At 41.8% G+C, this 23,246-nt stretch carries 30 protein-coding genes; 12 read left to right on the top strand and 18 right to left on the bottom strand.

The annotated features are described in order from the left end of the window. The 7 genes from ffh to HZA10_06515 form a co-directional block, all read left to right on the top strand. The coding region (gene ffh, locus HZA10_06545; GenBank protein MBI5195963.1) for a signal recognition particle protein at positions 1 to 1,272 on the top strand (1,272 nt) is incomplete at its 5' end. 23 nt (positions 1,273 to 1,295) lie between these two features. Next, positions 1,296 to 1,532, top strand: a complete 237-nt coding sequence (gene rpsP, locus HZA10_06540; GenBank protein ID MBI5195962.1) for a 30S ribosomal protein S16 — start codon at positions 1,296 to 1,298, stop codon at positions 1,530 to 1,532. A gap of 30 nt (positions 1,533 to 1,562) precedes the next feature. Continuing rightward, on the top strand, positions 1,563 to 1,793 hold the full coding sequence (locus tag HZA10_06535; protein ID MBI5195961.1) for a KH domain-containing protein: 231 nt from the start codon (positions 1,563 to 1,565) through the stop codon (positions 1,791 to 1,793). A 63-nt stretch (positions 1,794 to 1,856) separates the two neighbouring features. After that, positions 1,857 to 2,591, top strand: coding sequence for a tRNA (guanosine(37)-N1)-methyltransferase TrmD (gene trmD, locus HZA10_06530; protein MBI5195960.1), 735 nt, complete (start codon positions 1,857 to 1,859; stop codon positions 2,589 to 2,591). A 1-nt stretch (position 2,592) separates the two neighbouring features. Beyond that, positions 2,593 to 2,940, top strand: coding sequence for a 50S ribosomal protein L19 (gene rplS, locus HZA10_06525; protein MBI5195959.1), 348 nt, complete (start codon positions 2,593 to 2,595; stop codon positions 2,938 to 2,940). A 9-nt stretch (positions 2,941 to 2,949) separates the two neighbouring features. After that, entirely contained in the window at positions 2,950 to 3,570 is a 621-nt protein-coding gene (locus HZA10_06520) for a ribonuclease HII (GenBank protein ID MBI5195958.1), read from the top strand. 8 nt (positions 3,571 to 3,578) lie between these two features. Then, on the top strand, positions 3,579 to 3,953 hold the full coding sequence (locus HZA10_06515) for a DUF2784 domain-containing protein (protein MBI5195957.1): 375 nt from the start codon (positions 3,579 to 3,581) through the stop codon (positions 3,951 to 3,953). On the opposite strand, the gene tgt is transcribed toward HZA10_06515, so the two are convergent. Next, entirely contained in the window at positions 3,950 to 5,155 is a 1,206-nt protein-coding gene (gene tgt, locus HZA10_06510) for a tRNA guanosine(34) transglycosylase Tgt (protein ID MBI5195956.1), read from the bottom strand. The two genes, HZA10_06515 and tgt, sit on opposite strands and share 4 nt — an antisense overlap. Positions 5,156 to 5,275: 120 nt before the next feature. Between tgt and HZA10_06505 the strand changes: the two genes are divergently transcribed. After that, positions 5,276 to 5,602: an HNH nuclease family protein gene (locus tag HZA10_06505; protein MBI5195955.1), complete on the top strand. Its 327-nt coding sequence runs from the start codon at positions 5,276 to 5,278 to the stop codon at positions 5,600 to 5,602. Between the two features lie 74 nt (positions 5,603 to 5,676). Here HZA10_06505 and HZA10_06500 read toward each other — a convergent pair whose 3' ends face one another. The 11 genes from HZA10_06500 to murQ form a co-directional block, all read right to left on the bottom strand. Beyond that, a complete protein-coding gene (locus HZA10_06500) occupies positions 5,677 to 6,054 on the bottom strand; it encodes a helix-turn-helix transcriptional regulator (protein ID MBI5195954.1) in 378 nt (125 codons plus the stop codon). Between the two features lie 5 nt (positions 6,055 to 6,059). Further along, positions 6,060 to 6,413, bottom strand: coding sequence for a type II toxin-antitoxin system RelE/ParE family toxin (locus HZA10_06495; protein MBI5195953.1), 354 nt, complete (start codon positions 6,411 to 6,413; stop codon positions 6,060 to 6,062). Positions 6,414 to 6,911: 498 nt separating this feature from the next. Further along, positions 6,912 to 7,514: a dCTP deaminase gene (dcd, locus tag HZA10_06490; GenBank protein MBI5195952.1), complete on the bottom strand. Its 603-nt coding sequence runs from the start codon at positions 7,512 to 7,514 to the stop codon at positions 6,912 to 6,914. Next, positions 7,511 to 7,813 (bottom strand): hypothetical protein, encoded by a 303-nt coding sequence (locus HZA10_06485; GenBank protein ID MBI5195951.1) that lies wholly within the window; start codon positions 7,811 to 7,813, stop codon positions 7,511 to 7,513. Before HZA10_06485 ends, dcd begins: the two co-directional genes overlap by 4 nt. Continuing rightward, positions 7,788 to 9,077, bottom strand: coding sequence for a hypothetical protein (locus tag HZA10_06480; GenBank protein ID MBI5195950.1), 1,290 nt, complete (start codon positions 9,075 to 9,077; stop codon positions 7,788 to 7,790). Before HZA10_06480 ends, HZA10_06485 begins: the two co-directional genes overlap by 26 nt. A gap of 11 nt (positions 9,078 to 9,088) precedes the next feature. Continuing rightward, positions 9,089 to 9,577 carry a hypothetical protein gene (locus HZA10_06475; GenBank protein ID MBI5195949.1) on the bottom strand — a complete coding sequence of 163 codons (489 nt, stop codon included), beginning with the start codon at positions 9,575 to 9,577 and terminating at the stop codon, positions 9,089 to 9,091. Between the two features lie 283 nt (positions 9,578 to 9,860). Further along, positions 9,861 to 10,304, bottom strand: a complete 444-nt coding sequence (locus HZA10_06470; protein MBI5195948.1) for a hypothetical protein — start codon at positions 10,302 to 10,304, stop codon at positions 9,861 to 9,863. Between the two features lie 2 nt (positions 10,305 to 10,306). Further along, positions 10,307 to 11,992 (bottom strand): arginine--tRNA ligase, encoded by a 1,686-nt coding sequence (locus tag HZA10_06465; GenBank protein MBI5195947.1) that lies wholly within the window; start codon positions 11,990 to 11,992, stop codon positions 10,307 to 10,309. Positions 11,993 to 12,398: 406 nt separating this feature from the next. Next, a complete protein-coding gene (locus HZA10_06460) occupies positions 12,399 to 13,403 on the bottom strand; it encodes a DUF72 domain-containing protein (GenBank protein MBI5195946.1) in 1,005 nt (334 codons plus the stop codon). Between the two features lie 64 nt (positions 13,404 to 13,467). Further along, the gene (gene mnmA, locus HZA10_06455) at positions 13,468 to 14,589 is read right to left on the bottom strand and encodes a tRNA 2-thiouridine(34) synthase MnmA (protein ID MBI5195945.1); all 1,122 of its coding nucleotides are present in this window, start codon (positions 14,587 to 14,589) and stop codon (positions 13,468 to 13,470) included. Next, entirely contained in the window at positions 14,586 to 15,461 is an 876-nt protein-coding gene (gene murQ / locus HZA10_06450) for an N-acetylmuramic acid 6-phosphate etherase (GenBank protein MBI5195944.1), read from the bottom strand. Before murQ ends, mnmA begins: the two co-directional genes overlap by 4 nt. 152 nt (positions 15,462 to 15,613) lie before the next feature. On the opposite strand from murQ, the gene HZA10_06445 reads away from it, so the two are divergent. Then, complete coding sequence (locus tag HZA10_06445; protein MBI5195943.1) at positions 15,614 to 16,813, top strand: acetylornithine transaminase; 1,200 nt, start codon at positions 15,614 to 15,616, stop codon at positions 16,811 to 16,813. Positions 16,814 to 16,862: 49 nt separating this feature from the next. Continuing rightward, positions 16,863 to 17,765, top strand: a complete 903-nt coding sequence (gene argF / locus HZA10_06440; protein MBI5195942.1) for an ornithine carbamoyltransferase — start codon at positions 16,863 to 16,865, stop codon at positions 17,763 to 17,765. Positions 17,766 to 17,788: 23 nt separating this feature from the next. Here argF and HZA10_06435 read toward each other — a convergent pair whose 3' ends face one another. Next, entirely contained in the window at positions 17,789 to 18,421 is a 633-nt protein-coding gene (locus tag HZA10_06435) for an ImmA/IrrE family metallo-endopeptidase (protein MBI5195941.1), read from the bottom strand. A 7-nt stretch (positions 18,422 to 18,428) separates the two neighbouring features. After that, positions 18,429 to 18,806 carry a helix-turn-helix transcriptional regulator gene (locus HZA10_06430; protein ID MBI5195940.1) on the bottom strand — a complete coding sequence of 126 codons (378 nt, stop codon included), beginning with the start codon at positions 18,804 to 18,806 and terminating at the stop codon, positions 18,429 to 18,431. Between the two features lie 344 nt (positions 18,807 to 19,150). Between HZA10_06430 and HZA10_06425 the strand changes: the two genes are divergently transcribed. Then, positions 19,151 to 19,558 (top strand): hypothetical protein, encoded by a 408-nt coding sequence (locus tag HZA10_06425; GenBank protein MBI5195939.1) that lies wholly within the window; start codon positions 19,151 to 19,153, stop codon positions 19,556 to 19,558. A gap of 77 nt (positions 19,559 to 19,635) precedes the next feature. Further along, the gene (locus HZA10_06420) at positions 19,636 to 20,028 is read left to right on the top strand and encodes a hypothetical protein (GenBank protein MBI5195938.1); all 393 of its coding nucleotides are present in this window, start codon (positions 19,636 to 19,638) and stop codon (positions 20,026 to 20,028) included. A 15-nt stretch (positions 20,029 to 20,043) separates the two neighbouring features. On the opposite strand, the gene HZA10_06415 is transcribed toward HZA10_06420, so the two are convergent. Genes HZA10_06415 through HZA10_06400 form a run of 4 tightly spaced genes read right to left on the bottom strand, consistent with a single transcriptional unit; the run spans position 20,044 to position 23,246 of the window. Then, positions 20,044 to 21,243 carry a restriction endonuclease subunit S gene (locus HZA10_06415; GenBank protein ID MBI5195937.1) on the bottom strand — a complete coding sequence of 400 codons (1,200 nt, stop codon included), beginning with the start codon at positions 21,241 to 21,243 and terminating at the stop codon, positions 20,044 to 20,046. A 5-nt stretch (positions 21,244 to 21,248) separates the two neighbouring features. Then, positions 21,249 to 21,545, bottom strand: coding sequence for a type II toxin-antitoxin system RelE/ParE family toxin (locus tag HZA10_06410; protein MBI5195936.1), 297 nt, complete (start codon positions 21,543 to 21,545; stop codon positions 21,249 to 21,251). Beyond that, complete coding sequence (locus HZA10_06405; GenBank protein ID MBI5195935.1) at positions 21,502 to 21,726, bottom strand: hypothetical protein; 225 nt, start codon at positions 21,724 to 21,726, stop codon at positions 21,502 to 21,504. The genes HZA10_06410 and HZA10_06405 overlap by 44 nt, the downstream gene beginning before the upstream one ends. A gap of 41 nt (positions 21,727 to 21,767) precedes the next feature. Continuing rightward, positions 21,768 to 23,246, bottom strand: a complete 1,479-nt coding sequence (locus HZA10_06400; protein MBI5195934.1) for an N-6 DNA methylase — start codon at positions 23,244 to 23,246, stop codon at positions 21,768 to 21,770.

Raw genomic sequence — 23,246 nt, 5'->3', positions numbered from 1 at the left:
CGCGGCTTTCTTAAGGAAGAGGATATTGCCGCCGCCATGAAAGAGGTCAGGATTGCCCTGCTTGAGGCAGACGTCAACTTTAAGGTCGTCAAGGACTTTACTGACAAGGTAAAAGAGCGGGCTGTCGGCAAGGCAGTCCTTGAGAGCATTACCCCCGGACAGCAGGTCGTCAAGATTGTTTATGATGAACTCTGCAACCTTATGGGCGGCAGTCACAGCAAGATTCACCTTGCACCCAATCCCCCAACGGTCATAATGCTTGCCGGGCTTCACGGCTCAGGCAAAACCACTACCTGCGCAAAGCTTGCAAAAGGCTTTAAAAAAGACGGAAGGCGTCCGATGCTTGTTGCAATAGACACGGCAAGACCCGCAGCCATTGAACAGCTCATCTCTTTAGGCTCGCAGATAAATGTGCCTGTTTACGGCACAAAGGCAGGGGATGACCCTGTAAAGGTCTGCTCAGATGCCCTTAAGAAGGCAAACTCCGAAGGCATGGACATTGTCATTCTGGACACCGCAGGCAGAATGCATGTGGATGAGGACCTGATGAAGGAGCTTGAAAACATCAAGGCCGAGGCAAAGCCAAAGGAAATCCTTTTTGTGGCAGATGCCATGACAGGACAGGACGCAGTCAATATTGCAACCGCATTTAACAGCAGGCTTGATGTAAACGGGGTTATCCTGACAAAGATGGATGGCGATGCACGCGGCGGCGCGGCGCTTTCAATTGTTTCTGTAACGGGAAAGCCCGTGAAATTTATCGGCACCGGCGAAAAAATTGATCTGCTTGAGCCTTTTCACCCCGAAAGGATGGCATCAAGGATACTCGGCATGGGCGATGTCGTAAGCCTTGTGGAAAAGGCGCAGGAAGCAGTAGACATGCAGGATGCGTTTACGCTTCAGAAAAAGTTCAGGGAAGACAGGTTTAGCTTTGAAGACCTTAAAACACAGATTAAACAGCTCCGCAAAATGGGGCCCCTTGAAAATATCCTCGGTATGATCCCGGGGCTTGGCAAACAGCTTAAGGGGGTTTCGGTGGATGACCGCGAGGTCGTCAAGATTGAGGCTATAATAAATTCCATGACCAGACAGGAACGGGAGAATTATGCTATAATTAACGGCAGCCGTAAAAAAAGGATAGCCTCAGGAAGCGGAACTACCGTAACTGACGTAAACAGGCTGCTTAAACAGTACCTTGGAATGAAAAAGATGCTTAAGATGTTTAAAAACGGCAAGGGATTCGGGCTGGGCAAGCTGAATTTCAAATTTTAATTTTTTGTTGGGGGGATAAAAAGTTGGTAAAGATCAGACTTACAAGAAAAGGCGGCAAGAAAAAACCATTCTACAGGGTGATAGTATGCGACTCAAGGTCCAGAAGAGACGGTCCGTTTCTGGAAATTTTAGGGACTTATAATCCTTTAACTAACCCTTCAGAAATCAAGATAAACACAGAAAGGGCCAAACACTGGCTCAGTTGTGGTGCGCAGCCGTCTTCTACCGTTCAGAAACTCTTGAAAATTTCCGGCGTATAGAAGACACTAACACTCATATGGAGGTGGGGCATGAGAGAATTGATTGAACACATGGCAAAGGCTTTGGTTGACAAGCCGGAGGAAGTTTCTGTGGCAGAAGTGGCAGGGGAAAGAACCACTGTTTACGAACTGAAGGTCGCACTGACTGATCTCGGCAAGGTAATCGGTAAACAGGGAAAAACTGCAAGGGCTATGCGGTCTATCTTAAGCGCGGCAGGTGCAAAACTCGGAAAGCACTGTGTGCTTGAGATTTTGGAATAAAAAAACAAACAGTGTCAGTGAATAGTGTCAGTTGACACTATTCACTGACACTGACACTTTAAGATGAAATGCGATATCCTGACGCTGTTTCCTGATATAATAACCGCCTACCTTAACGAGAGTATTCTTAAAAGGGCTCAGGAAAAGCACCTGCTTGAGATTAAGGTCTATAACATCAGAGATTTTGCGTCAGGAAAGCACAAGGTAGTTGACGATTACCCCTTTGGCGGCGGGGCAGGGATGGTAATTAAGGCTGAGCCGCTCTTTAAGGCAGTGGACCATCTTAAAAAAGATGATGTTAAGAGAAAGGTTATACTCTTAAGCCCACAGGGAAAGCCTTTTACACAGACTAAAGCTGAGGAGCTTTCAAAGGAAATCGCCCGGCTGGTCTTTATATGCGGCAAGTATGAGGGCATAGACGAAAGGGTAACAACCTCACTTGTGGATGAGGAAATTTCCGTAGGCGATTATGTTTTAACAGGCGGGGAGCTGGCGGCGCTGATTGTAATTGATGCCTCGGCAAGGCTTATTCCCGGAGCGCTCGGGGATGCAAGGTCGGCTGAGGAAGAGTCATTTTCATGGGGCTTGCTCGACTATCCCCATTTTACAAGGCCCGGAGAATTTGAGGGGATGAAGGTGCCGGAGGTCCTCATTTCCGGCAATCATAAGGAAATATGGCTTTGGCGCAGAAAAGAGGCGCTGAGAAAAACACTTAAAATAAGGCCTGACCTCATTGAAAAGATACAGCTTACTGATATTGATAAATTTTTAATTTCAGAGATAAAAGGAGAGGAATAAAATGGATGCCATAAAAGTTGTAGAAAGCAGTTATAAAAAAGAGCGCGCCTCTTTCGGCATAGGCGACACCGTTAAGGTGAATATCAGGGTCGTTGAGGGAGACAAGGAACGGTTTCAGCCTTACGAAGGCGTTGTGATTTCACGCAGGGGAAGCGGCACACGTGAGATGTTTACGGTAAGAAAACTTTCTTACGGCATCGGTGTGGAAAGGATATTCCCGATTAATTCCCCGATGATAGACAAGATAGAGCTTGTTAAAGAAGGGCATGTAAGACGAGCAAAACTTTATTACCTGCGCGGTAAAAAAGGCAAGGCGGCAAAGGTTAAAGAAAAATCCTTTAACGCATAAAGGAAGGCCATGAATGCCTCCGCACTCTTTCAGTTTGATGAAACAGTTAGGCGCGCTTATCCGGTAATTGCAGGCCTTGATGAGGCAGGCAGGGGACCCCTCGCAGGTCCTGTGGTAGCAGGGGCGGTTATACTGCCGGCAGGGCGCATAATTGAAGGCCTTAAGGATTCAAAACTAACCACTCTTAACGAACGCCTCCGGCTTTTTAATGATATTACGGCAAATGCAGTTGCCATAGGCATCGGGATTGTCAGCTCTGATGCAATAGACAGGATAAACATCCTGCAATCTACGTATCTTGCCATGAAGTCCGCAGTCCGGCATTTAAAACAAAACCCCGGCATCCTCTTAATTGACGCCGTCCGTCTCCCCGGAATTGAAATCCCGCAAAAATCCATCATCAAGGGCGAATCCATAAGCGCTTCCATCGCAGCAGCATCCATAATTGCAAAGGTTATAAGAGACAGCATAATGGATTTATATCATGAAAAATACCCACCATATAATTTCAGTAAACACAAGGGATACGGCACAAAAGAACACATAAGCCTCATACGCGCGTACGGTCCCTGCCCCATTCACAGGAAAAGTTTTAGAAAAGTAATGGATGTAGAACTGCCGCTTGCTTAAAGACCGTGATGAGTGTATCTTTTTATTCAATCGCCGCTGACATCGTTGTCCTAACCCATTTTTTGTGGATAATATTTCTTATCTTCGGCGCGGTCTGGGGCAGGAAATACAGACCGGTGAAAATATTTCATCTGTTTGGAATGGGGTTTGCCGTAGTTATACAGATATTCGGATGGTACTGCCCCCTGACACACCTTGAAATCCGGTTCAGGCGCATGCACAACCCGGAGATGACTTACTCAGGTTCTTTTATAATTCACTATATTGAAAAACTGGTATATGTCAACATCTCTGCCCGGACAATATTTATCCTGACAATAGTCCTTGCCATAATCACGGCATGGATTTATCTGAAAAAACCTTGGAAGAAAGCCAAAATCTAATCGTTATTTTCCGTACTGCGCTGAAGCACAGGCGTCCATTGCCTTTTAAAATCCGTAAACCTTCCGGCTTCAATTGCATCGCGCATTTGCTTAAAAAAACCGAGGTAAAAGTAAAGGTTGTGAATTGTATTGAGCCTCATTGATAAAATTTCCCTGTTCATAAAAAGATGCCTTAAGTAAGCCCTTGAATAATTACGGCAGGCATGGCATCCGCAATTTGAATCAAGGGGCTTCGGGTCTTTTTTAAACTCCTCGCGTTTTATGCTTATCCTGCCTGTGCTCGTGAATAATGTCCCGTTCCTTGCATTCCTTGTGGGCATCACGCAGTCAAACATATCAATGCCCGCTGATACCGCCTCAATGACATCAATGAGGTCTCCGACTCCCATGAGGTAACGCGGTTTGTACTCAGGCAGAATGGGCGCAGTATAATTGACCACTTCGTACATTAATTCCTTAGGCTCCCCCACGCTCAGCCCGCCGATTGCATACCCCTCAAAATCCATCTCCACTAATTCCCGCGCGCTCTGCCTCCTTAAATCTTCATAAACCCCGCCCTGAACAATTCCAAACAGCGCCTGACTATGCGGATTAGAAGTTAGGAAATTGAGAGGTTGAGAAGTTGAGATTTTTTTCTCATCTTCCCATCTTCTTAACTTCATAGCTTCTTTGCCCCTTTTCGCCCACCGAGTTGTTAATTCAAGGGATTTCAGCGTGTACTCTTTTGTCGCAGGATATGGCGTGCATTCATCAAAAGCCATTGCAATGTCCGAGCCGAGTGCAGCCTGAATTTCCATCACAAGCTCCGGCGTTAAAAAATGCAGGGAGCCGTCAAGATGAGACCTGAACTCAACGCCCTCATCTGTAATTTTTCTTAAAGGCGAGAGGCTGAACACCTGAAATCCTCCGCTGTCCGTAAGTATAGGCGCCTGCCAGTTCATGAATTTATGAAGCCCGCCTAATTCTTTAATTATCTCAGGCCCGGGCCTGAGGTAAAGGTGGTAGGTGTTTGAAAGTATGATCTCAGCGCCGATTTCCTTAAGCTCGTCCTGAGTCATTGCCTTGACAGCGGCACTTGTGCCCACAGGGATAAAGGCAGGCGTGTTGATAATCCCGCGCCTTGTATGTATCTGCCCCCGCCTCGCTGAGCCGTCGGTTGTAAGTATCTTAAATCGGAATTGTGATTTAACAGATTGCTCCATGGTCAGAATTATAGCATAAATAGAACTACCGGAAGCAAAGCAAGAGTACAGGTATTGTGCTATAATTCATTTGCAGAATATATTGCTGTTTGGGAGTGAGTTTTGGGAAGCAGACAACGAATAAAATTCAGAAACCCCCGGCCGCAAAAGCCCGCCGCAGGCAAGACCGCCTCTGAAATCGTCCGGGAATTAAAAGAGGGCAAGGCCCCTGTCTCCGATTACAGGGGGCAATCTCTGAAAATCCACGGCCTGATATGCGCCAAATGCGGGAGGGAGTTTGATTCCAAAGACCGGCGCCTCCTCACAGTGCATCATAAAGACGGCAACCGCCAAAACAATCCTCCTGACGGCTCCAACTGGGAAAACCTCTGCATCTATTGCCATGACGACGAGCACGGCAGAGCACTGCTCGGAGATTATCTTAAGGGGACAGGGGGAAAGAGTTGAGGAGGGGGGTTAATAAAAGTGAAGTATGGGGTGCCGTGTAATACTCATCAGATAAGTAATACGGAAAATTAATATTAACTTCGAGTTCTCTTGCCGTAATGCCTTTTTGCCTCATTGATTGCAAACAGCTTTTCATGCTTTGTGTCAACGATATACGGTCGGGGAGCTTTTTTTGCCTCAAACCTGATGATTATTTTAGCGTCAAGGGCCTCGGCTATCTTTTTAAGCGTGGATAATTTCGGCAGGCCATGTGTAAGTCTTTCTATCCTTGATACCGTAGATTGGGGAATTCCAGCTTTGACTGCAATATCCTCCTGTGTCATTTTCTTTTTTAATCTCTGCTCTATGATGCTTTTAGCAAGTTCATATTCAGGAAGCAGGTTTTCACATGCTTCTCTAACTTCTTTGTCCCTTAACAGTTTTTTCCTATGTTCCCTGTAAGTGTAACTCATAAATGTCACCTCTTTTTTGAGATATAGTCTTGCATCCTTTTAATGGCTATCTCTATTTCTTTTCGCGGCGTTTTTTTTGTCTTTTTTGTGAAACCATGCAATAGAATAAATTTCTTGCCTGTATAGGCAAAATAAAATATCCTGTGGATATTGGACCTGTCTTTTATTCTTATTTCAAATAGCTTCTTGCTGCCGGTGATCGGCTTCACATAAGGTTCTTTTACATTTAGTCCGTATTCCTCTAACAGGTCTGCAATAAAAACATAGTTGGCTTTGCCCTCCGGAGATAGGGAATCAATGAATTTCTCTACCGGTCGTTTACCATCAACAGTAGCGTAATACTCAATCGCCCATGGCATAATTTAGTATATAGCATCAGTGCTATAAAGTAAACAGCGTTAGAAAGGACCAGACTTTTGTACGGGGTAAAGTTTAAGCACCTTGGTCTCGGAATCCCTTTGTCCCTTTTGCGCTTCCCGCAGCGTCAGCAAAGAGTCCTCAGACTTTTGCACTATTGCCATGACGACGAGCACAGCAGAGCACTGCCCGGAGATTATCTTAAGGGGACAGGGGGGAAGATTTGAGATTGGGGGGTTAATAAAAGTTAAGTATGGTGTGCCAGGGATAGCGGCTTGTATTTTTTGAGAGAGGAGAGATAAGATGGAAATTTTAAATTTTAAAAATACTGGGGTGTTGAGCTTGTCCAAAAACTCAGTATTTGTCATCCTCCAGCTTGACCGGTAGTTCAAAGCATATTGAAAAAACTGGATTCCCGCCTACACAGGAATGACGAATTTTTGTAGGAATCTGAGTTTTTAGACAAGCTCTGTGTCCCTGATTATTTTCTGTTTGTTTTTTTATTGTTTTTTAGGATACCAAAAATCCCACTTTTTTTTGCTTCTTGAGAAATCAGGGAATTGAGGTCCTGTCGGGCATACATATCGTCCATCATATTTTGCGTTACTTGTAGTTTCATGAAATACTAATTGGGCAATCGGAATTCCTGGATAAACGGCAATTGGTACTTCCCCTTCATTAATTATTTCTAATGTAATACAGCCTTTAAAGCCAGGGTCTACTTTTGTAGCAGTAGCAATTATTAATCCCATACGTCCCCAAGTAGATTTTCCAGCTACATAACACATTAAATCACTGGGCAAGCAGATATATTCAAGTGTACTTCCTATTATAAGTTGATTTGGATGAAGTACAAATTCTTCATGATATCTTAGCGTAATTTTTTCATAATATCTTTCTACTTTTTTCAACGATGTTTCGTCAGCAATGTCTAATAACGGAAAAGATTGTTTTCTCATAACAATAAATTCATTGCCAAGTCGCACATTCACAGCAGAAGCATCAAATGAATCACGAGGGTCGAACAACGGAGTAATAACTAAACGGCTCTCTATTTCTTTATTCATACAGTGAAAAATATCTTTTTTAGTTAGTGCGCTCATAATTTATCAAACTCATATCTGGAAGGAACCCCCTTCTCTTCTCTATACTTCTTTTCAATATCAGAGTATTCAATTGCTTTTAGTGCTAAGCGATTCATTCTGTCTTGTTCATTCTTTATTCCCTCATTAAGGTTTCCTTCTTCATCAATCAGTTTTTTAGCATAAGAGATTTTATAAAACCACGTAGCATTAAAAATATAGGTTAAATTTACAGGTTCCCTTTCATTAACACTTTTTTCATACGCATTAGGTGGTATTCCAAGGGCTAATCTTTCAATTAAATGTGGTATTTTTTTCATAAAAATCAGATTCTTTATTATAAAAGTCTTTTGATAGTGGCTTATACTTTTCAATAAAAAACTTTTTCCCTTCAGTAATATGCTCTTTAATATATTTATATGAAATATTTAAAGTAACATCTGTTTCAATTTGTTTTTGATCCGTTTCTTCTTTAACAATATCCTTTATTATGTCAAACCGTTCCGATACACTTTGAGGTATATTTTTATTTTTAAATTTATCCTTTGGTAAAGGAAACACAGTCATATCATTAACTATATTTACTACTTCACGAAGACGCATACGCCACGGAGGATAATACCTATTTTCATCTGATGGCTTTACATCTAAACCATCACTTTTCTGAAGGGCAATTTCTAAAAGAGAAAATAATAAGGCTGGACCAAATAAAATACAACCAATTATATCTGATAATATCTCCTCAAGACCATTTTCCCACGCTTTTGTTGCTTTTCTTATTGCTCTACTTAATTCTTCTTGTATTAAACCTTTCTTTATTTCATGCAAAAATAAAGGAGGAATTTCGGTGCCATTCTCTGTCTTTTTTTTATTCATCACCTCGTCAAATCTTGCATTAATATCTTTTACAATAACAGGGTTTATATCATTCTTAATATTTTGTAGAGCTTTTTCTCTAAATCTTTTAATGAACTCCTTTGAAGCAAGATGACCTATTTCATGTCCCAAGAGACAATGTAGGAGAATATTTTTTCTTTCAATTGTAGGAAAAGATATAATATAGAAATTTTTACTAATCTTAAGCACATCTTTTAAATCAGTTTTTGTAAATAATTCATATGGAGATAATATCTTGTAATAGTAATCATAAAGATTATCAGTAATAATTGTATAATTATATTTCCATTGCGGCCTGAGTAAAATCTCAATATCGGTACCAGGTAAGTAGTTTTTTATATTTTTTTGAATTGGTATGACGAAACTCCACGGAAGTTTCTGGGTCAAAGCGCCATCTATATAGCGTATATGTGCTCCAATATCTCTAACAACGGAATCTATAGCTTGTAGTAAAGTAAAACTCGCTTCAACTTTTTTTGTGTTACTCCACTCTATGTCTTTATAAAAATATATGGTCGCTTCTTCTAAATATTCGCAGCTTTTTATAAGAGTCTCTGCTAATCTTTTAGGCGCGTCAGAAGCAAAATCTTGAGATAACAAAGAATTGCATCGAGTAATTATTGATTTAGCACGAGATATTATTTGGAAGGTATATTCTTCAATTAACTTTTTATTATAAATATTCATTCATGGAGGGTCTATTGGCCGTTATACTGCAATTGCTTCTCAATAGATTCTTTGTCGTGGAGGTAATCTTCCTTCTGTATATCACTGCTCAAAGAACGGCCTAATGCAAAAAAGAAGTTTTCTAACTTTTGAATGTTAATACCATCTTTTTTTCTATTTTTACAAAGGGTGGTTAATTCCTTATCATAATTTTCAAAATATTCTGTAAAACCATCAATTTCTCTGGTTAATTCCAATTTTCTTAAAGTCGACAGAGCATATTCATAAATAGACAACCCTTCCATTGAAGGTGACAAACCCTCTTTAAAATTTTTCCCTTCAACAAGTGTAGCCCCTTCAATAATCCGAGACAATAGGGCTGAGCCTTTTTTTAAAACAGAACATTGTCTCTCATTCAGCTCTTTACCCGCTTCCGCATCTTCAAGGACTAAAACTACTTGACTTGCTAAGGGCATAAAATTAAAAACCATTGCTTTTTCTTCTAAGTTAAGCAATGTCATAACCCCTCCTTTTTTATTCTTTTAATGTATTATGTTAACACCTTAAAGACGTTATCTTTCTTTTTATAAAAGGATAATATTATTACAGGTCTATGTCAATAGTTATTTTAAGGATGATGTTACTATTTTAAAATGTCACACATTATAAAAATTAGGGAAATACATATTTTTTGCCTCTTGTAAAGCTTCATCTTCGGGTTTCAAACATATATAAAAACCCCGCAATCCTTGCAATACCGATACCTTCAAAATCTTTTTAATGTAACCAGGGGGTTATCTCCACTTACCCATGCCCTGTCCATATCCCCACGGCAATGGCGGTAAAACTCAGCGCAAGGATTACCCAGTGAAATGCCTGAAGCACAAAGAATATTTTTTTTGTGTCAAGCTTTTCGCCTGAAGGCTTTGTAAAGACTTTTTTGAAGATGATTTTTTCAAGACCGAATAAAAGCGACGCATACAAAGCCCATACAATTATCATTATCCATGCGCCGGCGCTGAACCCCTTTTCATAAAGCAGGTAAAACCCGGACAGCCCCGCAAGGATAACCATTACCTTTGCAATCTTTGCAAACTTGTGCTCTACTCCCTGAAACATCATGACCTGCTCCAGCGAGCTTTCAGTCCGCTGTATCATGGGAAATACAATCATTGTCACAAAAGCCACGCCTCCTATCCATATGACTATAGAAAATATATGAATTATTAATGATATTATGTAAAGCATATTCACATCCTTTCCGGGGCGCTGACCCCGAGCATTTTAAGTCCTTCTTCAAGCACCGCCTGCACCGCCCTGCACAGGCAGAGTCTTGCAGAAGTCAGCACTTCGTTATCAGTTATTACCCTGTGTTTGTTGTAATAAGAATGAAATAATTTTGCCAGCTCCTGAAGATAAAAAGTTATCCTGTGCGGTTCAAATGAAAGCGCTGCGCCTTCAAACAGCATCGGATACTGAAGGAGTTTTTTAATTATAGAAATCTCTTCCGCCTCTTTTAAAAATAATAACTCCACCCCTTGAACCCTTAAACCCTTGAACCCTTGAACCCCTTTTTCTTCCGCTTGCCTGAATATGCTTACTATTCTTGCAAATGCGTACTGGACATAAAAAACAGGATTTTCAGCCGACTGCTCCTTGGCAATATCAATGTCAAAATCAAGATGACTGTCAGCCCTGCGCGTAAGAAATATGAATTTTGCGGTATCGGCTCCTACTTCTTCAATCACCTCGCGCAGCGTTATGAACTCGCCTGAACGTTTTGACATCTGAACCAGCTTTCCATGCCTGAGCAGTGAAACCATTTGAATAAGGATTACCTTGAATTTTTTCTCCGGAAGCCCGAATGCCTTGAGCACAGACCTGAGCCGAGGGATATAGCCGTGATGGTCTGCGCCCCAGATGTCAATGATGGTATCAAATTTCCTGTCAAGTTTATCTTTATGATAGGCTATATCTGATGCAAAATATGTGTACTCGCCGTCTTTTTTTACCACAACTCTGTCCTTGTCATCGCCGAATTTTGCGGATGCAAACCATAACGCATCATCCTGCTTATAAAGGAGCCCCATCTGCCTGAGCACTGCAAGGGAGTCTTCAACATCACCTTTTTCATAGAGTTCTTTTTCGCTCTGCCACCTGTCAAATGCAACGCCGAAATCACGGAGGTCATTTGCAATCTGTGCAAGCATTTTCTTATAAGCAAACTTCATGAAAAAATTTCCGCATTCGTCAAACGATGTGCCGAGATATTTATTGCCGGCGTTTTTAATGATCTCCTCTGCGATGGATTCTATATAAGCGCCGTGGTAACCGTTCTCAGGGAATTTGATGTCGTTTCCAAGCATCTGCTGATACCTTGCATAAACAGACTGCCCGAGCATCCTTACCTGCACCCCTGCATCATTGATGTAATACTCCTTCTGAACCTTATAGCCTGCAGCTTGAAGGATATTGCTCAGGGCATTGCCAACCGCAGCGCCCCTGCCGTGCCCTATGTGAAGGGGACCTGTGGGGTTGGCGCTTACAAACTCAATCTGCACCTTTCTGCCGCTGCCGATATTAACTCTCAAAAAAGAATATTCTTCTTTTAGCAGTCTTTCAAAGCTGTTATACAGATATTCCTTTTTAAATGTGAAGTTTATAAACCCCGCCCCTGCCACTTCAATCTTTTCAAATATGCCGTCTCTTCCGGATGCCTTTACAGCATTAACAATATCCTGAGCAATCTCCCGCGGCGGTTTTTTTAGGGTCTTTGCAAGACTCATTGCAAGGGTGGTAGTAATATCGCCGAGCGATTCGTTTCTGGGGATTTCCACCTCAATATCCCGAAACTTAGGGATGCCCTCAGGCAATTCCCACTGTTTTTCAAGCCTCTTAAGCGCAGCCTGAACTATGTCAATAATTTCATGTTTCATAAGTTATAAGTTTAAATATAAGTCAAAAGTAAGTCAAATGAACTACCCCGCAGTTCCGACATTTTGGGACAAGGTATCTAAACCATCATTCCGGCTTGTCCGGTCGGAGCGACTCTTCGCGTAGACTCGCTTCGAGAATCTTTTTTCAATCCCGAAACATTCGGGACCGACGCGCTTCGCTTGCGGGAATGACAAACAAAATACAGACGCCTGAAAAATAAAGGGGGAAATAAACAGAGGCTTACCCAATGGCATTTATTTTTTTCTGCACAGACCCCGGATATGGTTTGGATAATTCCTTTAATTTTTTCATGTCCAGATTCTCAAGCTCAGGCGGGATGCTGATAACTTCAATTGCACTGGCAGTACTTAGTGCCTGGTTTTATAAGAGAAAAACACAGACTGTTTAACGCCGGGATTTTTTTGCGGTCTTCTTCTTGACAGGTTTCTTTACGGGTTTTTTGCCCTGTTTTTTGGCACTGCCTTTACTGCCGTGTTTCTTCGGGACGGGCTTAGTCTTTTTCTTAGAAACAGCCTTTTTCTTAGGTTTCACTTTCTTCGGTGCTGGTTTTTTCTTGAGGATTGCCTTCTCCTTTGGCTTCACTTTTTTTGGTGTGGTCTTCTTTTTGGGTTTTACCTTTTTGGCAGGAACAACCTTTTTCTTCAGGGACGCCTTTGCGGCAGGTCCTGCAAGAATTTCCTTCAGCTCTTTTGCATTCTGCGGCGCATACCCGAACGCATCATTATTGAAAAATATATACACATCCTTCCCCTCTTTCATGAACGCCTTTATTTTTTTTGCATCCTTCTTCAACTGCTCTGTGGGATAAGGGGTGGAATAATTTCCGCCTTTGCCGTGCCTTCTGATATAAACAAAGTCGGCAGTCAAAGGCACTTCTTCAATAAAGGGCGGCCAGTCTGCCATACATACGGCAATATTGTAAGTTGAAAGCAGTTTGAAAACCTTGCTGTTAATCCAGCTCTTATGCCTGAATTCAAAGGCATACCGCATAGGATAAGGCTTAAGCGCCTCTATAAATTCCTTAAGCACCTTCAGGTTTGCCTTCAGGTTGGGCGGAAGCTGCCACAGCACCACTTCAAGTTTCTCCATAAGAGGCGCGGTGGTATTGAAAAAAGTTGAAAGCGGAAGCTCAACGTCCTTGAGTTTCTTTACATGTGTTATAAAACGGCTGCCCTTAAGGCTGAATGAAAATCTCGGAGATGTTTCCTTATACCACCTCTCAAAGGCCTCTTTCTTAAGCAGTCTGTAAAAGGTGACATTTAATTCAAGGGCGTCAAATTTTTCTCCGTAGAATGAGAGCCAGTTTTTTTGCGGAAGTTCCTCCGGATAAAAAACACCTTTCCAAGCATCGTACATAAACCCGCTGCAGCCTATTTTGTATTTTTGCATATCAGTCATAAGTATACCAAAGAAATCCCAAATTTCAAATTTTAAATTTGAAATTTGGGATTATTCACTCTATCACGCCACCGCCTATAACAATATCGCCGTCATAAAAAACTGCGCTCTGCCCTGGGGCCGGCGCCCATTGGGGGCTGTCAAATTCTACCATAACCACTTGATTTTTAATAGAAATTATTGTCGCATCCGCCTCTTTCATTGTAGAGCGCACCTTTGCTTTTGCCCTTAACAGCTTTGACAGCGGCTCAATGGAAATCCAGTTTAAGTCCTTCACCTTAAATGCCTTTTTCATAGCATCTTCTGCGCTGCCTACAATAATTGTATTATTCTGACTCTGAATGCCTGCCACATAAAGGGCTTTTAACGACTGCACTCCAAGCCTTTTTCGCTGTCCTATCGTATAAAATGCAACCCCTTTGTGCTCTCCGATTACTTTCATCTGAGTATTAACAACAGGTCCGGGCTTTAATGAGTCAGGGGCAAAACTCTTTATAAAATCAACATAACTTCCGCTGCCGATAAAGCATATCTCCTGGCTCTCTGCCCTTAATGCGCTGCCGAGACCAAGCCCTTTTGCTATTTCCCTTGTCTGCTCTTTTTTAAATTCACCAAGGGGAAATATTGTCTTTGAAAGCCATTCCTGCGTCATCACATAAAGGACATATGACTGGTCTTTTTTCAGGTCAATGCCCTTTAACAGCAAGTATGAAGGTTGAAGGTTGAAGGATGAATTCACTGCGGAAGTTTCATTTGACCCCTTGACCCCTTGACCCCTTGAATCCTGTTTCTTGATTCTCGCATAATGCCCTGTGGCAATGACCTCTGCCCCGAGTTTTTCTGCCTGCTTTAGCAGGAAGTCAAATTTTATGAACTTATTGCAGAGTATGCAGGGGTTTGGCGTAGCGCCTGAGATATAAGAGCTGCAAAAATTTTCAATTACATGCTTATAAAACGCATCTCTGACATCTACGGTGTAATGCTCTATGCCGAGTTTTCTTGCAACGTCTTTTGCAATCTCAATAGTCTCTATGGAACAGCATGTGTCCGCTTTTTTTGTGTCCCTTGCATCCCAGAGTTCAAAGCTTAAACCTGTAACATCATAGCCTTGTTTTTTAAGAAGATATGCGGCGACTGAGGAATCAACTCCGCCGCTCATAGCAACAACTGCCTTCACTTAAGCGCCGTCCTCAACATTCCCTCATGTTTTTTTAAAAGCTTCATTGCCTCATTACGGTTTAATTTTTTCACCTTCATTAAAATCGCAAGTTTTGCGTTTCCTTTAGAGGCCTTTAGAAATTTCTCCGCCTCCCTTTCACTTGCACCGGTTATTTCCTTGATTATATTTTTTGCCCGCTCCCGCAATTTTTTATTCGCCGGCTTTACGTCAACCATAAGGTTCTGATAGACCTTTCCAAGCCGCACCATTGTAAAAGTTGAAATCATATTTAAAATTACCTTTGTCGCAGTGCCTGCCTTAAGCCTTGTAGAGCCTGTGAGTAATTCAGGGCCTGTAATAACCTTTATTAACCAGTCAACAAAAGGCGGTTTCTGAATTTTATTAAAGGTGACAAGCCATGTCTCTGCCCTCTGTCTTTTTGCCTCCTTTAATGCAGAGAGGACAAACGGGGTTCTGCCGCTTGCAGTAATTCCTATCACCATATCCTTAGTCCCGATTTTCCTGGTCCTGACTGCATCAGCCGCTGATTTAATATTATCTTCCGCTCTTTCAACAGAAGAAAAAACCGCCTTTTTACCGCCGGCGATAACCGCCTGAAATTTATTTTTTGGCGTGCCGAATGTGGGACGCACCTCTGCCGCATCAATAACCCCTATGCGTCCGCTTGTGCCGGCGCCGATATAGAAAACCCTTCCGCCTTTTATAAGCGCCTTCACTGCAGAGGCTATTGCATCTTCAATGGATTTTTTTTCTTTAAGTATGCTTTTTAAGCCGTGTATTTCCCCTCTGATAAATAGCTCAATAGCCTTGTCTGTTGGAATAATATCAAGATCGTTGGAACGGGGATTTCGCGTTTCTGTTATGTACATAAAGTTTGCCCGTTTAATCATAACACAATTTTGTTTTGCAGTGAAATCCATGAATCTCATCTGCGCTGTTTTATTTGTTTTTTCCTGTTACGCTTACCGCATTTTGGTTTTAATACTTTTGCAACTCTGTGCATTTATGTTATATTTCATATATCATGGAAAAAAAGCTCATTGAAGAATCCAAAAAATATTTAATGAACACTTATGCTCGCCTTCCGGTCGTGCTCAGAAAAGGACGGGGCATGAAGGTCTGGAGCACAGACGGCAAGGAATATCTGGATTTTGTCGGCGGAATTGCCGTAAACTGCCTGGGGCACTGCCATCCAAAGGTTGTGATAGCGCTTCAGAAACAATCGCAGCGGCTTCTGCATGTATCAAATCTTTATCACATAGAGCCTCAGATAAAGCTCGCAAGGCTCCTGATTGAAAATTCATGCGCGGACAGGGTGTTTTTCTGCAATTCAGGCGCTGAGGCGGTTGAAGCCGCCATAAAACTTGCAAGAAAATATTCAAAGGACCATGGAGTGGCGGACAAGTATGAGATTATTACTGCCCACGGCTCTTTTCACGGCAGGACTCTTGCGGCGCTTAGTGCAACCGGCCAGGAAAAATTCCACAAAGGTTTTGAACCCCTCATGCCGGGCTTTAAACACATCCCGTTTAATGACATTGATGCGCTCACAAAAGCCATAACAAAACACACCTGCGCTGTGATGCTTGAACCAATACAGGGAGAAATCGGGATAAAACTGCCCTCGGAGAGCTATCTGAAACATGTCCGCAATATCTGCGATGATAACGGGCTTTTGCTTATCCTTGACGAGGTCCAGACCGGCATGGGAAGAACAGGCAAGTTTTTTGCCTATGAACATTTTGGAATAGAGCCTGACATCATTACCCTTGCCAAAGGGCTTGGCGGCGGTGTTGCCATAGGCGCAATGCTCGCAAAAGACTCTGTGGCTCATTCATTTCAGCCGGGCACACATGCCTCAACCTTCGGTGGGAATCCGCTCGCATGCGTTGCCGCAATTGCAACTATAGAAACCCTGCTTGAAGACGGTTTTATCCATGCTAACTGCAACCGCATGGGGAAATACCTCAAAAAAAGCCTTGAGCGGTTAAAAAAAGATTTCCCCTCCTCCATTGCTGAAATAAGGGGAATGGGGCTTATGCTCGGCATGGAGCTCACAAAGCCCTGTTCATCCATAGTCAATCTGTGCCTTGAAAAGGGAGTGCTTATAAACTGCACCAGCGGCAATGTGCTCCGTTTCCTGCCTCCCTTAATAGTTACGGAAAAAGAAATAGACAGCCTTATTGACGTTCTTGAAGATGTATTTGGCGAGGTGGCGTAAAGTTAGTTGTTAGTAGTTAGTAATTAGCAATTGGTAAAAAAGGGGAAATATGAAAAGGGATTTTCTTACACTCAGGGATTTGTCAGCAGATGAATTAAGCGCTGTGCTGAAAAGGGCTGCGGAGCTTAAAGCGGGCAAAGATGCCTCTGCATGTCCGCTTATCGGAAAAAGCATCGGTATGCTTTTTGAAAAGGCGTCAACAAGGACCAGGCTTTCATTTCAGGTAGGGATTTACCAGCTTGGCGCGCAGACTGTTTACCTTAACCCGAATGAGATACAGTTTGGCAGGGGTGAAACCATTGAGGATACCGCAAGGGTTCTCTCAAGATATTTAAATGGATTCATCTTAAGGACCTTTGCGCATAAAACAATTGAGGCTTTTGCCCAGAGCGCGGCTATCCCCGTAATCAACGGGCTTACAGACATGCATCACCCGTGTCAGGCGCTTGCAGACCTGATGACAATAAAAGAAGAAAAGGGCGGTTTTAAAGGCGTGCATCTGGCATATGTCGGCGACGGCAATAATGTTGCCAATTCTTTAATTGAGGCCGCTTCCATGACAGGAATGGAAATAACCATTGCATGTCCGAAAGGGTATGAGCCGGACAAGGCAATTCTAAAAAAGGCTGTTTCTGAAGGCACAAAAGCGAGGATAATAAACGACCCGAAAAAAGCTGTCAAAGACGCTGATGTGCTTTATACTGACGTATGGGTAAGCATGGGGCAGGAGAAAGAGGCGGCAAAAAGGAAAAAGATATTTAAGTCCTTTCAGATTAACAAGACCCTTCTTTCGCTTGCAAAACCTGACGCCGTTGTCATGCACTGCCTGCCTGCTCACAAGGGGGAGGAAATTACCGCGGATGCCTTTGAATCCCCTCAAAGCGTTGTATTCCAGCAGGCAGAAAACAGGCTCCACGCGCAAAAAGCATTGCTTGAGATGCTGATACGGTAGGGGCGAGGGCTACATTTTTTTAATCATCTCATTGGCGGCCAAAGATTTTCCCTGATTAATCTTTTTTCTATCACCTGATCGGACACCTCAAAATACTTGGCGATGCCATGAGCTATATATTGGCGGGTTGAATCGCCGGATGTATCCCAAGCATCAAAACCTATACTTTTTGCCAACGCAACTGCATCATTTAATTTCTCTATCAGTTTTTCTCTCGGCACGAGTAAACTTCCGGCAAATTCGTAAGCATGCTGTTCAATCCAATAATATTGATCCTCCGGTATTTTTTGGAAAAAATCTATCCACTCAGAGACAGAGGAATATTGGATCTTTGAAAAAGTATCAGGATGAAGGATAAGATGTCCAATTTCATGCGCTACGGAAAATCTGAGCCTGTTCTGAGACTTTTCATTCAGAAAATCGTTTTGATCAACCACGATTGTTTTTAGATCACCGAGCAACAATGCGTCAACATCTCCTGCTTCTTTCAGATTTAAAATTGTCCGGATTTCAATGTCAAGTTCAAATTCAACTATCTCAAAAATATCAACGGGGATTGTATCACGCGGCCAATATCGTACGCGAAATTCATCTACTGCCTTTCTTATGTCCTCAATCGTTATGAATGGCGCCTTAAATTCCCCCGGGTCTATCATTCCGTATCTAACTTTTCCTTATCTTATCAACCAGTTTCTGCATCTCTTCCACCGTTGGTTTTTGACCCCGCAATGTTCTGAAGAAGGCAGGGAGCATTCCTACGACTTCATAGTCAGACATCAGGTCTTTGGGTATGATTCCCCGATTTACTGCAGCAAGATCGAAAAAGGTATACCAGTCGTCACTGCCTGCTTTGATGCTAAGAGCTTTTGCGTAACGTTCAAGTATATCCGTATCCTGCGGAGGAGCCATTGCGCCGCGTTCAAGACGGCTGATGTTGGCAGGGTCCGCTGAGGCCTTGATACAAAACTCTCTAAGCGTGATTCTTTTTCTCTTACGAAGGCTTTTGAAAAAATCCCCAAAGGATTTATAGTCGCCAGCCATAGTTAAATACCTCCTTGTCTGATATTTGTTGTACTCTTAGTACAATTATTACAAATTTATGAGTGGGATGTCAAGTTCTTGAAAGCTAGATCTTGAAAGCTAGATTAGGATTATTAAATTGATATGACCGATGTATATCCTCCGCAAATCTCGGTCATTACGTAAAATAATGTAGCCATCTTTAAATATAAGAATATCAATAAGTTATCCGCCACTGCGTTTTTAAAATGAAATAATGCTTGACTATGATTTTAAACTATGTGTTATAATTTAATTACACTAACTAACCGTGGGAAACACCCACCAATTATTCAGGGGGGAGAAATCCCCCCTTTACATTTATTGTGGATAAACTATCAAAGCGTTGCGGCATTTATCTTGATTGGGATAATATCTGGGGTGGCATATTAAGTTTCTTTGAAATCAAAGTAGAAAAAAATCCCACTAAAAGAAAACCGTTAGAAGCCCCTCTAAAAGAAAAAATCAAAACATTTTTAGGTGAATTTTCAGAAAAAATTTACAAAAATTCTCAGCTTGACGAAGAAATAAGATATATAAAAGCGTTTGCTGACTTTGACAGATTACCGCATGCCAGTGACTTCAACCCTTCAATAACTAATTTACTCCACAATGCTGGGATTGAACCTTTTATTTCATTTGTCACAGCAGGTGGGTTTAAAATAAAAGACGCTTCTGACAGGTCTTTAATTTTAGAAGTGATAGAAGACGTATTTTTTCTAAGAAATCCATAGATACAGTAATAATTGCATCTGGAGATGTAGACTTTTATCCTTTAGCGGCATTTATTAGAGAACATAGTGAGAAAAGAGTGCGTTTTCTGTCTTTTAAGAACCGCCTTAGTGATTTTTATAAAAATTTACCTGCGCTTAAAAACGAGTTAATATTTATTGAAAACCTTATGGGAAATTCACTCGATCTTTTTACTAAAACATTAGAATTGCCTCTGGAGACAGAAGAAAAACCTAAGTATGAACTTTTTAAAAGTCGCCTGATGTACAGCATTAAAAGCTGGAAAGAGAAAAAAGAGAAGGATGTTAAGACCGGGCTTGTTATAAGGAGTTGGTTGCCTAAATGGGAATTAACAATCTCAACCGAAGAAGCTAATATTTATTTAAAAAAATTAATAGATGAAAGCATTATTGAAATACAGCCTGATAATCCTATTGAGCATCTAAATGGCATTATAAAAATTAAATCTTGATTTCCTTTTGCACTCTCACACCACCAACTCCCCTGTAAATGCTCTCTGCATGAGACTCTGAAAGAGTTCATCAAGCTTCTTCCTGCTTTCCGCCTGTCTCTGCTTCTCGGCTTCTATATCCTCAACGAGCCTTGCGAATTTCTGCTGGAGAGAAAGAGGGGGAAGGGGGACAGAAACTTTATCAAAACTTATAGCTTTTACTCTCGGCAGATTTGCACCTTCAGTCTTTAAATTAAGCATCTTAACAATACGCTGAAACTTTAAGAATGTTGAAATAAAACATCCATTCGTTACCTTCTTAATTGGACGAAGAACCCATATATCCGTTGAACATATACCATTTCTATCAGCTAACCAAACTTTATTGAGATACGGTCTCAGTTTTCCGTATAAAATGTCCCCATTTTCAAATTTGTTTTTATTACTTTTGATTCCCTCTCCTTTTTGATGGTTAGCATTAATTAATGCCCCTGTATTGCTTTCAATATGTTCCAATCCAATATAAAAGAATTCTGTATCAGGCGAATCTGTTGGTAATATTTGCGCCGTAACTCGCTTGGTAATCTCCCCCAACTTCTTCACCTCCCACCCTTTCAGATTTGTTGCAGGGTCGCCGAACATCTGGACAAAGAGCGAGGGGATAAGCTCTTTCATCTTCTTATCCGCCTGTCGGCGAAGCTTCCGCAGGTTGTCGGCTTCTTCCAGAATCTCAACAATCTTGTGCTGGGTGGGGAGAGGAGGAAGAGGGATTTGGATTGTTTCAAAATTAGAAAATTTCAGATTCTGAATATTTACACCTCTGGCTTGCCCGTCTCTCCACTTATAATATGCAGAAGACCCTAACCAGTACGCTACATAATCGATCTGCTCTTTATTCTTAGCTCTTATAACCCCACAAAAAGCTCCAAATGAGCCAATAAACGGATATTTCAGTTGAGCTGTCTTGCCTACCACATCAGAACTGCCAGATGACATGCAAACTACAATGTCACCTACTTGAAGCTTCTGTTTATCTGATATTTGTTTTTCAGTCACCCATAATAAATCATTAACTGTATCTAAACTACTTTTGATATTGCCCGCTCTCAAGACTGGTAAATAATTATTTCGGATCTCTTTTGAAACTTCAGACTTGTCGAATGTAACACCTCTAACAAATTCGCACACCTCCCCCAGCTTCACCCATTTCCACCCTTTTGGCAAAGGCTTTTGCATGACAGTTATCCTTGCCTGTAAACATCTTTGCGATGTCTTACGCGAAAAACAGTAATTATCTTTTGTTGTTCATCAATAGCATACACAACCCTGTAATCTCCCACTCTCAATCTGCGTTTATTTTCGCCTTTAAGCTCTTTGGATTGTGGATACGGGGAAGGGTCTTTTTTCAAAGAAAGGATTGCTTTGTCAATTTTTAGGAATATTTGACTTTGCAGATTGTCCAGCTCTTTTCTCGCGCTTTTCTTGATGTCAAGCTTATACATGCAGGCGGGATTTTCTTTTGCGGCTGTATGCCTCATAATCTTCTGATGGCTCGGCAACTCTGCCTTCAATTGTCTTTAAATCCGAAAGGTCCTCAAGCAAATCTGCAATTCTCGCAAGTTCTTTAATATCAAGAATTGCAGCAACCTTATGGCCTTTTTCATCGGTTACATACTGTTTAACTGTAACTGTATTTTTTTGCTTTAGCTTCGCTAACATCCTGCCTCCTCTTCCGGGTATTTTACCATATAAAGACTGCATTAAACTTTTTTTAACAGACTTTTTAATCCACCCTCTATCTTATTCTCAAGCTCCATCACCTCGCTGATAATTATTTTCGGCTCTGGATACTTAACTTCTTCATGAACATGCGGTTTATAACGCCCTGCTGTCAAGTTCAAATCGTTCTCTGCAAGCTCATCTCTTGTTGCATACCAGCTTCGCTCCGTCTCCGGCTTTGTCTTCCATTTTTCAATGAGGTCAGGAATGTAGTTTTTATCAGGTTGCGGAGTCCGTTTGTCGTCAAGGCTGTAGCCGTCTGCCGTGATTTCATAGAACCAGACTTTATCGGTCTTACCACCACGTTCAAAGACAACAATTGAAGTCTTTACTCCTGCATAAGGTTTAAATACCCCGGATGGAAGGCTGATTATTCCATGAATCCTGCATTCATCAAGAAGCCATGCTCTCAGTTTCTTATGTACATTTGTTGAGCCGAACAATACGCCTTCAGGAACGATAACTGCTGCCTTTCCTTCCGGAGCAAGATGTTTGTAGAAATATTCGCCGAAAAGAAGTTCTGTCTTTGATGTCTTCAGGTCAAAGTCCTCAAGAATCGCCTCTTTGTTCACATTCCCTGCAAACGGAGGATTGGTTAAGATGACGTCATATTTTCTGTCGTTTTCTGTTGGCAAAGTAAGCGGGTCGTGATGTCTTACATTTGCATTTTCAAGTCCGTGAAGATAAAGATTCATTATTGCTATCTTTATCATATCCGTATCATTGTCATATCCTGTCAAAGCGTGCATTTTTAAAAACTCGTGCTGGTCAGGTCTCAGCTTATCGCCGGTAATATGCCCTTCCTTCTTCATCTCTCCGCTTGTATTTTGCTCCATGATATAAAGGTATGCCTGAATAAGAAATCCTGCTGTTCCGCATGTCGGGTCAAGGATGTACTGCCCTGCCGTGGGTTTTATGAGATTAACCATCATCTTGATAATGTGGCGCGGCGTCCTGAATTGACCGTTTGTTCCTGAAATAGCGATTTTATCCAGCAGATATTCATAGAGGTCGCCTTTTACATCCGTATCGTATTCCCGGACATTGTTATAATCCATAGCGTCAATGATTGAAACTACTGAACGCAGTGTGGGTCTGTTGAAAATCTTCAGATGCGCCTGTCTGAAAAGAACCTTTCCCATTGGCGAAAGATTGGGCAGCTCATGAAATTTCTCAAAAGCCTCTGAAAGCGTAACATAAAGGGCATCGCCTGAGAGACGGGCAATAATCCGCCAACTGTACTTTGCCAGTGAATTGGAAAAGATGGGAGTATGTGGATTGTCCATAATCTTCTGTAACTGCTCCTGTTTCTCGTCCATTTCAGTCAGGCTCTTAAGAAACATCAGATAACTAATCTGTTCAATGGCAGTCATCGGGTTATTGACTCCGCCTGCCCAAAGTTCATCCATAAGCTGGTCAACTTTCTGTCTCAGGTCTGAGTTTATGAAATTAGTCGGCAT

The organism is Nitrospirota bacterium, from assembly GCA_016212185.1.
Lineage (GTDB): Bacteria > Nitrospirota > Thermodesulfovibrionia > UBA6902 > DSMQ01 > JACRGX01.
This window is presented reverse-complemented; position numbering and strand designations above follow the sequence as displayed.